Origin of the sequence: Paenibacillus auburnensis, assembly GCF_927798115.1 — a bacterium.
In the GTDB taxonomy this organism is placed as follows: Bacteria; Bacillota; Bacilli; order Paenibacillales; family Paenibacillaceae; genus Paenibacillus_AQ; species Paenibacillus_AQ auburnensis.
Genome location: NZ_CAKMMG010000001.1, coordinates 2,526,592 through 2,538,757, shown reverse-complemented (window position 1 = coordinate 2,538,757; position 12,166 = coordinate 2,526,592). Strand labels below are relative to the sequence as shown.

At 49.9% G+C, this 12,166-nt stretch carries 13 protein-coding genes; 12 read left to right on the top strand and 1 reads right to left on the bottom strand.

What is annotated here, in order from left to right:
- Window positions 1–4 precede the first annotated feature (4 nt).
- From L6H70_RS11685 to yajC, 12 genes are all read left to right on the top strand, one after another.
- Window positions 5–679, top strand: coding sequence for a 4'-phosphopantetheinyl transferase family protein (locus L6H70_RS11685; protein WP_236332932.1), 675 nt, complete (start codon window positions 5–7; stop codon window positions 677–679).
- Window positions 680–920: 241 nt separating this feature from the next.
- Window positions 921–1,559, top strand: coding sequence for an accessory gene regulator B family protein (locus L6H70_RS11680; protein WP_236332930.1), 639 nt, complete (start codon window positions 921–923; stop codon window positions 1,557–1,559).
- Entirely contained in the window at window positions 1,531–1,701 is a 171-nt protein-coding gene (locus tag L6H70_RS28915; RefSeq protein ID WP_423802795.1) for a cyclic lactone autoinducer peptide, read from the top strand. Before L6H70_RS11680 ends, L6H70_RS28915 begins: the two co-directional genes overlap by 29 nt.
- A gap of 518 nt (window positions 1,702–2,219) precedes the next feature.
- Window positions 2,220–3,176 carry a sensor histidine kinase gene (locus L6H70_RS11675; protein WP_236332928.1) on the top strand — a complete coding sequence of 319 codons (957 nt, stop codon included), beginning with the start codon at window positions 2,220–2,222 and terminating at the stop codon, window positions 3,174–3,176.
- A gap of 15 nt (window positions 3,177–3,191) precedes the next feature.
- The gene (locus tag L6H70_RS11670; RefSeq protein ID WP_236332926.1) at window positions 3,192–3,926 is read left to right on the top strand and encodes a LytR/AlgR family response regulator transcription factor; all 735 of its coding nucleotides are present in this window, start codon (window positions 3,192–3,194) and stop codon (window positions 3,924–3,926) included.
- A 209-nt stretch (window positions 3,927–4,135) separates the two neighbouring features.
- The gene (ruvC, locus tag L6H70_RS11665) at window positions 4,136–4,639 is read left to right on the top strand and encodes a crossover junction endodeoxyribonuclease RuvC (RefSeq protein ID WP_054941889.1); all 504 of its coding nucleotides are present in this window, start codon (window positions 4,136–4,138) and stop codon (window positions 4,637–4,639) included.
- A complete protein-coding gene (gene ruvA, locus L6H70_RS11660; protein ID WP_236332924.1) occupies window positions 4,636–5,259 on the top strand; it encodes a Holliday junction branch migration protein RuvA in 624 nt (207 codons plus the stop codon). The genes ruvC and ruvA overlap by 4 nt, the downstream gene beginning before the upstream one ends.
- A 26-nt stretch (window positions 5,260–5,285) precedes the next feature.
- The gene (gene ruvB, locus L6H70_RS11655; protein WP_236332921.1) at window positions 5,286–6,290 is read left to right on the top strand and encodes a Holliday junction branch migration DNA helicase RuvB; all 1,005 of its coding nucleotides are present in this window, start codon (window positions 5,286–5,288) and stop codon (window positions 6,288–6,290) included.
- Window positions 6,291–6,545: 255 nt separating this feature from the next.
- Window positions 6,546–8,642, top strand: a complete 2,097-nt coding sequence (locus L6H70_RS11650) for a SpoIID/LytB domain-containing protein (RefSeq protein WP_236332919.1) — start codon at window positions 6,546–6,548, stop codon at window positions 8,640–8,642.
- A gap of 9 nt (window positions 8,643–8,651) precedes the next feature.
- Window positions 8,652–9,680: a tRNA preQ1(34) S-adenosylmethionine ribosyltransferase-isomerase QueA gene (queA, locus tag L6H70_RS11645; RefSeq protein WP_236332917.1), complete on the top strand. Its 1,029-nt coding sequence runs from the start codon at window positions 8,652–8,654 to the stop codon at window positions 9,678–9,680.
- A 21-nt stretch (window positions 9,681–9,701) separates the two neighbouring features.
- Window positions 9,702–10,838: a tRNA guanosine(34) transglycosylase Tgt gene (gene tgt / locus L6H70_RS11640; RefSeq protein WP_236332915.1), complete on the top strand. Its 1,137-nt coding sequence runs from the start codon at window positions 9,702–9,704 to the stop codon at window positions 10,836–10,838.
- A gap of 44 nt (window positions 10,839–10,882) precedes the next feature.
- Window positions 10,883–11,191 carry a preprotein translocase subunit YajC gene (yajC, locus tag L6H70_RS11635; RefSeq protein ID WP_206101614.1) on the top strand — a complete coding sequence of 103 codons (309 nt, stop codon included), beginning with the start codon at window positions 10,883–10,885 and terminating at the stop codon, window positions 11,189–11,191.
- An 89-nt stretch (window positions 11,192–11,280) separates the two neighbouring features.
- Here yajC and L6H70_RS11630 read toward each other — a convergent pair whose 3' ends face one another.
- A complete protein-coding gene (locus L6H70_RS11630; RefSeq protein ID WP_236332912.1) occupies window positions 11,281–12,120 on the bottom strand; it encodes a phosphatase PAP2 family protein in 840 nt (279 codons plus the stop codon).
- Window positions 12,121–12,166: the final 46 nt, after the last annotated feature.

Sequence of the window (12,166 nt, the reverse complement as noted above, 5' to 3'; positions counted from 1 at the left end):
GGCCATGATTAGTCCGCACTTGATCGATATGAAGGAGCAGCACACCTTCGAGGTTCACAAAATATTAAGCTCCACCGAGTACGTGATGTACTGCAATATCTGCAATGAGAGCCGGCGCAAGGAATTTCTGTACGGGCGTTATGCGATCAAAAAAAACCTGGCGGACCAGTCGGATTCCTTCAAAGGTGAGCTTAGCGGAATAACGGTGGAGTATGGCAGCCTGCGCTTCCCGATTATTAAAGACCAGCTGGTTGAGGTGGGGCTCAGCCATTCCAAGCGGTATGTGCTCTCGGTCGTCTACTCCAAGGATAATATTGTGGGCATCGATATGGAAACCATCCGGCTGGATGTGCCGATTGAAGAGATGCTGAGCGGCAGCGAAAAAGAGCTCATGTCCGGATATGAATCCCCCGCCCGCTTCGCCTATATGTTCTTCAGCTGCAAGGAAGCACTGGGTAAGGCATTCAAAATGGGGCTGCTTGCCGACTATGCCATTTATGAAATCTCCTCCATCAGACCGGAGAGTATGTTCGGCACGGAAGTATTCCGGATTCAGTTCAAACATTTCCCGTTTCTGGTCGGCTATTCCTTCATGAAAAGCGAGCAGGAAATCTGCAGCCTGGTCGTTCCGCAAAAGATTGAGGTACAAGAGGTACTGAAGGTTCTGATTGACACTTGAGCAGATTATATGTTCCACCCGCCAATTCGCCGCCGCGCATCCGGACTCTCTGGATGTACGGCGGCGTTTTTCATAGAGAGCGCTGTATTCGTTTTCACAGGTACGTATAATTTCGGTACATTTAGGACATGCCGCTGCATTTATGCCAGCATTTGGTACATCTAAGTCTCATCCTGGGTATGAACCGTAAATCTCTCAGAAAAATGTTTAATATTAAGGACAAGAGAGGTGACCAAATAAGATGGAAGCTGAAGAAGCAGTAAAGATGGGATTTACCGAATCGCTGGCCTGCAGAATGGCCCGAAGACTGAACAAGGAGCGTGAGGGAGAATACATTGATTATCTGAAAATGAAGCTGGGATTTGAAATGCTGCTGATTAATCTGAATAAGCTCGTTCTGGTTTACGGAGCGGCCATCCTGTTCCATCTGCTCTGGCAGACATTAATCATGCACGGTGCCTACTTCGCAATCCGCAAAACAGCATTTGGCCTCCATGCGAGCAGCAGCATGATTTGCAGTATATCAAGTACTGCTATGTTCGTAGGTATACCGTATCTATGCGAACAATACATAAGGTTCAACAACATACAGGTAGGAATCATTGGTTTACTAGCTACATTACTGCTTTACCGGTATGCACCGGCGGATACAGATAAATTTCCGCTGCTGGGCAAGGAAAGAAGAGAGAAATTAAGAAAGACAACAACAAAGTCCAGTCTGCTGATTGTGCTTATCGCCCTAGCTATTCCTAGTCCGACCATTAAGGCTCTGGTGCTGACGGGAATCCTGCTTCAAGTACTTATGATCTTGCCAATAACCTATAAACTATTGAAAAGGAGCTACAATAATTATGAAAACTATGACGCAAAGAATGTTTAACGAGGTAAAGGACGGACTAACCAGAACAGTGAGAAGTGCGGCAATCAAGAGCGGTGATATTGCGATGGAAACATGCTGCGTGACATTCTTCCACGAACCTAAAATACCGATGGAGTTATTAAAGGCCTCAGTCCATAAATAATCAGCGATTTAAGCATCACTGCACGGCTACGTAATCAATAGTACCCGAAAAGGTCTCCGCTATAGGAGGCCTTTTTGGGTTATTCAGCTTTACTAGATTATCTTGTATGAATTACAATGATATGTATAGGGTTAAAGTACCAATCTTGTATAAAATTACAGAATGAACTTAAGCTGAGGGGGATAGGGATTTTGGGAGAATTATTATCGGTCGGACTTCAGATGTTAACACTTACTTTGAGTATTTATATGTTAAATCAGGGAAGATTCAATCTGAAATTCAGTCTTGTAATGTTTATAGGCTCTCTTTGTATCGGATATCCTCTATACAGAATGATTGGAATTCCCAGTATAGCTATTATTCTGCTTTTTTGTATTGCACTAAGTTACTGGAAATCCAGGGGAATTGTATTCAGTATAATTATTCCAATTATTTCAATAATTATTTCTGTAATCAGTGACTACATAACAAGCGGTATATATATCAGGTTCACTAATTCCTCTCTTGAAGAGATTACCGTGGGATTCTATTACTACCCTACTTATATCGTGATCGCCATTCTTCTCACATTCGCGGCCCGGTTTCTCTTTACCAAATTCCAGGCGTATGAGCTGTTATTCCGCAGACACGGATTTTTGTTTGCTGTATTATGCGTAATCACGGTAGTGATTTTTTATGCTAACATCCTAATCGGCAAGCAGCAGGGATTCACGAATGCCAATATTCAGGCGAACAGTCTGCTGTTTGTATTTTATTTCATCCTCTTAATCGGTGTGTTCATGGTGCTGACGCGTAGTGTCATGAAAGAGGCTCTTATGCAAGGCAAGCAGGAGCAGTACGAGCGGCTGCTGGAGTACACCGATAATCTGGAAATGATGTACACTGACATGCAGAAATTCCGCCATGACTATATCAATATTTTGCTGTCGATGTCCGAATACATACGCTCTAAGGATGTGGAGGGGCTCAGCACCTATTTTGACCACAAAATCCTTCCGATCAGCGAGGGAATGCAGAACAACAACTATAAGCTGGGCACACTGCAAAATGTAAAAATCCAGGAGCTAAAGGGCATTCTGTCCTCGAAGCTGATCCGTGCGCAGGAGCTGCACATCGATGCAGTCGTGGAGGCGGTAGAGCCGATTGAAGCCGTCAATATGGATTCTGTCAAGCTCTGCCGCTGTCTGGGGATCATTCTGGATAATGCAATCGAAGAAGCCATCAAATGCGAATCATCGAACCTGCGGGTGGCGCTGGTCAAGCGGACCGGAGGGGTACTGATTGCTGTAGCGAACAGCTGCCAGCCGGACGGCCCGGAGCTGCACCGGATTTTTGAGAAAGGCTTCTCCACCAAAGGTACAGGCCGGGGCCTCGGGCTTAGCAATCTGCGGGAGATCGTATCCCAGTGCGCCGGGGTAACGCTGGATACCTACAGGAAAGACGGGCAGTTTATTCAGGAACTGGAAGTTTACTAGACAGGAGGAAGCTTAATGCTGGAGATATTTGTGTGTGAAGATGACCCGGAGCAAAGGAAGCGCCTGAACTCTTACATAGAGAATTACATAATGATGGAGAATCTGGATATGAAGCTGGTGATTTCGACGGGGCGTTCCCAGGAGATTATCGACTATTTGCAAAATAACCGTGTAACGGGGCTTTATTTTCTGGATGTGGATCTGCAGGAGGAGAAGAGCGGGATCGCTCTGGGAGCTGAGATCCGCCAGTATGACAGCCTCGGTGCAATCGTCTTCGTGACTACCCACTCGGAGCTGACGTATTTAACGTTTACCTATAAGGTAGAAGCGATGGATTATATTACAAAGGACAAATTCACCGATATCCGCCAGCGGGTCATTGAATGTATCGATACTGCGAATACGCGCTATCTGCAGAACAAGTACAATAATATCAAGAAGTTCCAGACCAAATCCGGCGATAAGATGATCAGTGTAGATTATAATGATATTTTATTTTTTGAGACCTCGCCGCAGCTGCACAAAATCATCCTGCATGCCAAGAACCGTCAGGTTGAATTCTACGGCAAGCTGAAGGACATTCTCGAGATGGACTCCCGGTTCTACCGTTGCCACAACTCCTTTGTGGTCAATAAGGATAATATTGCCGAAGTGGATACTAAGAACCGCGAGATTCGTATGATCAATGGCGAGATCTGCTATGCTTCCAGCCGTTTTCTTGGGGGACTGAAGGATATTATCCCGCACTAACTACTATAGAAGGCTTGTAAATATCGAAGGGCGGTTTCTGCACCGGGGTTACTTGGCAGATTCCGCTCTTTTTGCCGTGAGCAAATTTAATGCTCCCGCCAGAGGGATTTTTGCTATAATGGTTAGAAGGAATACATATGTTCGCTTAAGTGACGGACAATGGATGATAACGGTGGAATATCCTGCCTGTGATAGAGGAGAGATTGGATTTGCGCATCTTGGGAATTGACCCGGGGCTGGCAATTGTCGGCTTCGGCTTCGTGGATAAGGAAGGAAATAAATTAACACCGGTTCAATATGGTTCCATTCAGACCGAGGCGCATACACCGGAGGAAGAGCGGCTGCTGCATGTCTATGAAGGCATGGTTCAGCTTATTGACAAATACAAGCCGGATGCGGTTGCGGTGGAGAAGCTGTTTTTCGCCCGCAATGTAACAACTGCGCTGCCTGTTGCGCAGGCACGCGGTGTGCTGATTCTTGCAGCGGTGCAGCGGGGGCTTCCGGTCTCCGAATATACACCGATGATGGTGAAGCAGGCCGTGGTCGGTTACGGCAAGGCGGAGAAGAAGCAGGTGCAGGAAATGGTGAAGCTGCTGCTGAAACTGTCCGCTGTCCCGAAACCGGATGATGTAGCGGATGCGCTTGCTGTAGCGGTATGTCATGCCCATTCTGTAAGTCTTAATTCCAAATTAAATGAGGTATTGCGAAAATGATAGATTACTTAAGAGGACCGGTTGTACATTTGGAGTCAGAATATGTGGTGCTGGATGTCCAGGGGATCGGCTACCGGGTATTCTGCCCGAATCCTTATGCATTTGCCAAGACGGAAGGGCCTGTGACGATCTATATCCATTATCAGACACGTGAGGATGCGACACTGCTGTTCGGATTCCCGACCCGGGAAGAGCAGAAGCTGTTCCGCAAGCTGATAGAGGTATCGGGCATCGGTCCGCGCGTTGCCCTGGGGATCCTGACGGGAGGAACGCCGGATCAGCTGATCGCGGCCATCTATCAGGAGAATATTACTTTCCTGACGAAGCTGCCGGGAATCGGCAAAAAGACCGCGCAGCGGATGATTCTGGATCTGCGCGACAAGCTGGACGGACTGAGCTCCGTTTCGATGCAGACCGGATTATTCGCGGTTGCTGCAGAGGCTGATGCCAAAGCAGCCGCGCTGCCTTGGGAAGAAGCACGGGACGCGCTGAAGGCACTGGGTTATACTGAAGCTGAGCTTGACCGTGTCTGGCTGACGATGAAGAAAGAAGGCACGGATACAGGAACTGTTGATGTGCTGATGAAGAAGGCGCTGGGGCTGCTCTATATAGCGAAGTAAGCCTTGAAGAACGGAGTGATGAATAAATGGATGACCGGATCATATCAGCTAATCTGATGATGGACGAGCAAGCGGTGGAATTAAGCCTGCGTCCGCGTTATTTGGGCGAATATATCGGACAGAATCAGGTGAAAGAGAACCTTAAAATATATATTGAAGCTGCCAAAATGCGCAGTGAGGCGCTGGATCATGTGCTGCTGTACGGTCCTCCGGGCCTTGGCAAAACAACGCTGGCCAATATTATCGCCAATGAGCTTGGTGTGAATCTGCGGACAACGTCAGGTCCGGCTATCGAGCGGCCCGGGGATCTGGCGGCACTGCTCACCAATCTGCAGGAAGGCGATGTGCTGTTCATTGACGAGATTCACCGGCTGCACCGTACGGTGGAGGAAGTGATGTATCCGGCAATGGAGGATTTTGCACTCGATATTATGATCGGCAAAGGCCCGAGCGCCCGTTCCGTCCGGCTGGATCTGCCGCCGTTTACACTGATCGGTGCAACCACACGTGCCGGACTTTTGTCCGCGCCGCTGCGTGACCGATTCGGGGTGGTTAGCCGCCTGGAGTATTACAGCATTGATGAGCTGAGCTTCATCGTCTCCCGCAATGCCGAACTGCTCGGCATTGAGATCATCGGCGATGCCGCCGAAGAGATTGCACTGCGTTCGCGGGGGACGCCGCGGATTGCGAACCGCTTGCTGAAGCGGGTCCGTGACTTTGCACAGGTGCGCGGCGACGGGATTATTACCCCGGATATTGCCGGTGAGTCGCTGAAGATGCTGCAGGTGGACCCGCGCGGGCTGGACAGCATTGACCATAAAATGCTGCGCTCCATGATCAGTGTTTTCCGCGGTGGTCCCGTAGGACTGGATACAATTGCTGCTACGATAGGTGAAGAGAGTCAGACCATTGAGGATGTATATGAGCCGTATCTTTTGCAGATCGGATTTCTGCAGCGGACGCCGAGAGGAAGAATGGTGACGCCTGCCGCGTACCAGCATTTAGGTCTTCCACTCCCTCCGCAGCAATAGAACGAATATATATCAAAATATATAAGCTGAACTAAAGACTTACCTAGAGGCAAAAGCAGTGTAGGGGAAGTTTGGAACTGTAGGAGCGATAGCGTTCGCCTTTAGGTTTGGATTTCTACCGCGAACAGCGATTATAGTCAGGAAATCCAAACCTAACAGCGACCGGAAGTCCAAACATTCCCCGCAGCTGTGTACGGTTCCGGTTGATTAATCTTTAGTTCAGCTTGTACAACAACTTCTAAGGGGGACTTCCTGATGAATTTTGCCAGTCGCAGAGGAATTAGAAAGCTGGGCCGGACCCTTCTTGCAGCAACGCTGATTGCCGGCAGTTTTCTGCTTCCCGCGGGTGACAGCCATGCCGAATCCAGCCGGACCATCCGGGTTGCACTGTATGCCGATATCGGCAGCAAATATAAATCCACCGTCCCGTTCGTAACGCTGCAATCGAATGCAGTCTTTAATCTGGAGTCGGTTGCCGGAACAGCTCTACTACCGATTCCGGCTAGCAACAAAATCCGCGTCAGCCTGGACGGCTACAGGGTTAAGGTTATGGAGACTCCATCCTGGCAGACTGCTGCTGACGCCGCGAAGAAGCTGCAGGCTACTTCCGATAAACCGCAGCTGTTCGTTACCACACGCGGCGGTGCCAGCGTGTATCAATTATATACTGGTCCGTATGTAAGTGAGGCTGCAGCCAAAGAAGGTCTTACCCGCGTAGGTAAGGCGGGGCTGACCATTCCGGCTGGCCAGACGATAGCCGTCAAGGGCAACAAGTATCTGCTCGCCGGTGAATTCGCTACTTCCCAGGAGGCGGAAACCGTTCTGAACAGCATTGCAGATGCCGGACTTGATGCCTGGAAGGTGCTGGTGTCAGGTGCTGACGGCAGTGCGAAGTATCAGGTATGGGCCGGTGAAGCTGTGAATGACAGCGAGTTAGCTGCGCTGCAGGCGGGCGCAGCTGCCGCGTTGCCGCAGCTGGCCTGGACGACCGTTGCTGCCGGTGCCACCGGCCTGATCATCCGGACGGATGCGGGGATGGACTGGATCAGCGAAGGCCAGGCCTTCCATTACGTAGTGTCCGGTACGGGTGCGAAGTTTATAGCCGCCGGCAATGAAGCCGGCATTCAGATTGTGGAGAGATCCAAACGTACCTACCGCGGTGATCTGGAGCTGAGTGGTTTGGCGGGATCCTTGGCAGTCATCAATGAGGTTCCGCTGGAGCAGTATTTATATGCTGTAGTCGGCGGAGAAGTTTCCTCAGGTTGGCCGGCGGAAGCGCTGAAGGCCCAGGCGGTAGCTGCTCGCAGCTATGCGCTGGCTCAGGGCAACAGGTTCGATGTGGCGAATGTCGTGGATACGACCCTTAGCCAGGTATACAACGGCATCGGAGCCGAAGCGCCTGTCATTACCAAAGCGGTGGATGCCACCGCCGGTGAAGTGCTGATGAGCGGCGGCAAGCTTGTCGAAGCCGTCTTCTCTTCAAGCAGCGGCGGTGTGACAGCCGATCCCTCCGAGGTATGGAATAACGGCGGCAATGTGTTCGTCAGTGTACTAAGCGCCGAGGACGCGGCGGCGGTTGCATCCTCGAAGAAATGGTATTATGTGCTCCTGCCAAATGGCGTCTCCGGGTATGCCCGTGAAGATAATATTAAATTGACTGGTGACAAAACTGCGGCGGGACTGAGTATAGCTACAGCAACAACTAAAGATGTGAATATCCGGCCTTTGCCGGTTATTGAGAGCAGCAGTAGTCCTGTAGGCAAGCTGAATCCCGGTGACAACGCCGTTGTGCTGGATCAGGTCTACGAATCCGGCAGCTACAGCTGGATTAAAGGGCCCTATACCTCAGCCGAGCTGCTGAAGAGTCTGAGCGGCAAGACAAGCAATGCGCTGCCGTCTTCCATTGGGAGTCTGCAGGTCACTCAGCGCGGGCCCTCGGGAAGAGCTACGCAAGTAAAGGCAAACGGCGAGATTCTGCAGGTGAAATACCCGGATCTTTTCCGGTCGGCATTTAACGGATTGCCCAGCACTTTGTTTGATATTGTACCTTCCGGCAGTTATACTGTATTAGGCGCTGACGGCTCTACAGCAACCATTGGCGGCTCTCAAACTGCAGGTGTGCTGTCTGCCACCGGCAAGGTTTCTGCCCAGAGCAGCGGAACTGTTGTTATGGGCGCAGATGCTTCCGCCAGAGTCGTTACCGGTACCAGCGGATTTTACTTTATCGGCTGGGGGAACGGCCATGGTCTCGGCATGTCTCAATGGGGTGTAAAGGGCATGGCGGACAACGGGTATGATTATAGGCAAATATTGCAACACTATTTTAATAACGTTACTATAGTTAAGGAATGAAGACTGAACATGAATGTAGAAGATTATGACTTTCATCTGCCGGAGGAGCTGATTGCCCAGACTCCGCTGCCTGACCGCAGTGCTTCAAGGCTGCTGATGGTGAATAAGGAGAAAGGGCAGCTCGAACATCGGCATTTTACTGATATACTAGAGCAGTTTCAGCCAGGCGATACACTGGTGCTGAATGATACACGGGTAATTCCCGCAAGACTGTTCGGAATCAAGGAAGATACCGGTGCCAAAGCCGAGGTGCTTCTCCTGAAGAATCTGGGGGAAGACCGCTGGGAAGCGCTGGTGAAGCCGGGCAAGAAGCTGAAGACCGGTGCGGTCATTATTTTCAGCGATGAGCTGCGTGCAGTTATTGAAGAAGAGTCAGATATGGGCGGGCGGACCTTGCGCTTCATCTATCAGGGGATTTTCCAGGAAATTCTGGACAGACTGGGTTCCATGCCGCTGCCCCCTTATATTAAGGAAAGACTGGATGACCGTGAACGTTATCAGACCGTTTATGCCCGTCATGAAGGTTCAGCAGCCGCACCGACGGCAGGCCTGCATTTTACCAAGGAACTGCTGGAGCAAATTGCTGCAAAAGGCGTAAATATCGCCTATATTACCCTTCACGTTGGACTCGGCACTTTCCGCCCGATGTCTGTGGAGAAGGTAGAAGAGCATGTGATGCATGCAGAGTATTATGAGTTATCCCAGGAGACGGCCGATCTGCTGAATGCGGCAAGGTCAAGGGGCGGGCGGATTATCGCCGTTGGCACCACCTCCTGCCGGACGCTCGAAACGGCCGGAAGACAGGCTGGGGATGGAATCCTTCAGGCAGGCAGCGGTTGGACGGATATTTTTATTTATCCCGGCTACCAGTTTACAGTAGTAAACGCGCTGATTACGAATTTTCATCTACCGAAGTCAACCCTGGTTATGCTGGTTAGTGCTTTAGCGGGACGGGAGCATATACTTGCCGCATATGAGGAAGCGATTAAGGAACACTACCGCTTTTTCAGCTTCGGAGATGCAATGTTTATTTATTAAGCAATAGGAAGGGTTAAACATATGGCAGCAATTACTTATGAACACATTAAAACCTGCAAGCAGTCCGGAGCCCGGCTCGGCAGAGTCCACACTCCGCATGGTGTCATTGAGACACCTGCATTCATGCCGGTAGGCACACAGGCTACAGTCAAAACGATGGCTCCCGAAGAGCTCAAAAAAATGGACGCTCACATCATTCTGAGCAACACGTACCATTTATTTCTGCGGCCGGGTCACGATATTATCCGCGAAGCCGGCGGATTGCATAAATTCATGAACTGGGATCGTCCGATCCTGACAGACAGCGGCGGTTTTCAGGTATTCTCGCTCAGTGACATGCGCAAAATCACCGAAGAAGGCGTACATTTCCGTTCCCATCTGAATGGCGACAAGAAATTCCTCTCCCCGGAAGTGGCGATGGAGGTTCAGAACGCGCTCGGCTCGGATATTATGATGGCTTTTGATGAATGCCCGCCGTTCCCTGCAGAATATGATTACGTCAAAAAATCACTGGAACGTACATCACGCTGGGCGGAAAGATGCCTCAAAGCTCATGCCCGTCCGGAGGACCAGGGACTGTTTGCAATCGTGCAGGGGGGCATGTATGAAGACTTACGCCGCCAGAGTGCAGCTGATTTGACTTCCATGGATTTCCCGGGGTATGCTATTGGGGGGCTCAGCGTCGGAGAGTCCAAGCAGCTTATGTATGAAGTGCTGGATTATACAGTTCCGCTCCTGCCGCAGACTAAACCGCGCTATTTAATGGGTGTCGGTTCACCGGATGCGCTGCTTGAGGGGTCAATTCGCGGTGTGGACATGTTCGACTGTGTTCTGCCTACCCGCATTGCCCGTAATGGAACAACGATGACCAGTCAGGGAAGACTCGTTGTACGCAACGCCCAGTATGCCCGTGATTTCGGGCCGCTTGATCCGGAGTGCAACTGCTATACCTGCCGGAATTATTCCCGCGCTTATTTGCGTCATCTAATCAAAGCCGATGAAACCTTCGGCCTGCGGTTAACGACATACCATAACTTACACTTCCTGCTGGATTTGATGCGTAAAGTGCGTGAAGCTATCAGGGAAGATCGGCTGCTTGATTTTCGCGATGAGTTTTTTGCACAATACGGATTGTATGATAATCTTAAAGGCTTCTAGAACACTGGATTGTGCTTCAATGTGTACTGAAAGGAGGGAAAGATATGTTTCAATTTGCAGCAGCTAACGGTGGCGGGGGTAGCATTCTGGGTCTTGTAGGCCCGTTTGTACTTATGTTTGTGGTGTTTTATTTCTTACTTATTCGCCCGCAGCAGAAGAAAACCAAAACGCGGAACAGTATGTTAAAAGCTCTGAAAAAAGGCGATAAGGTAGTCACGATTGGTGGCCTTCACGGGACGATCACAGAGATTTCCGATGATATCGTTGTTTTGCGGGTTAATGATGTAACCAAGCTCACCTTTGACCGCGGTTCGATCAGCCATGCGGTTACAATCGCAGAAGGTAAAGAGTAGTTTTCACCACATACATAAAAAGCGGCCATTCTCTTATGGGAGAATGCCGCTTTTTTGTGTGCTTTAATCGTTCTAGCAATATCTGAGTATCACTGAACATCCGTTGCCCGGCTCCGCACAGCCAGTGATTCTTCCCCGCTGCGTAGCGTAAGCTTCGCGAGCTGGACAGCTGCGGAGGTAGAGAGTACTGCGAGCAGAGTTCCGCCGAGCATGTCGGTGAGCCAGTGGATGCCGAGATAGAAGATTCCGAACACAATCATAACTGCAGAGACTGTTGTAATGACCATCCAGCGCCGGTTACCGGAACGGTAAGCCAAGATCGCTGTAGAAACGGAAATGGCCGTATGCAGGCTTGGAAAGCAGTTATTCAGACCGGATAGGGGTCTATATTCCTGTTCGAATCTCGGGAAAACGTCAAGCATTGTAAACCGGACACCTGCCGGAGCATAGGACCAAACCTCGTTTACCGGGAAATACAAATAGAACGGAATGGCAACTGCATAAACGATCATGATCGTGTAGCAGGTGGCATAGAGCATCACGCGGTTTTTATCCAGCAGATAGACGCCAAGTGATGCGGCGAGCACAGACTGGAGCATAAAAATATAGAAGAAAACAATAATCGGCGTCAGCCAGGGAGAATAAAAGAGCTGCTGCACATACTCTACAAAATGCCCCTCCAGCCCGAAGATGAAGGATGTAAAATCGGAGCCGAGATGCATCTTCCTTTCGATCTGCAGTTCGTATTTGTTAAGGGTTAGAACACTAATCATTCCGGCAATAATTAGCAGAAACTTATAAGAGCGCAGCAGTTCCCTACCGATTTCCAGAAAGGCCAGCAAAGGATTACGCCGGGTACCGAGCCAGATTAACAGCACTACAATAACAACGGTATAGAGAACTACATGATTCATCGATTGATACAGCAAAACATTCAAAGCCTCCTTGAGCTTTTGCACAGTCAGATGAATCCAG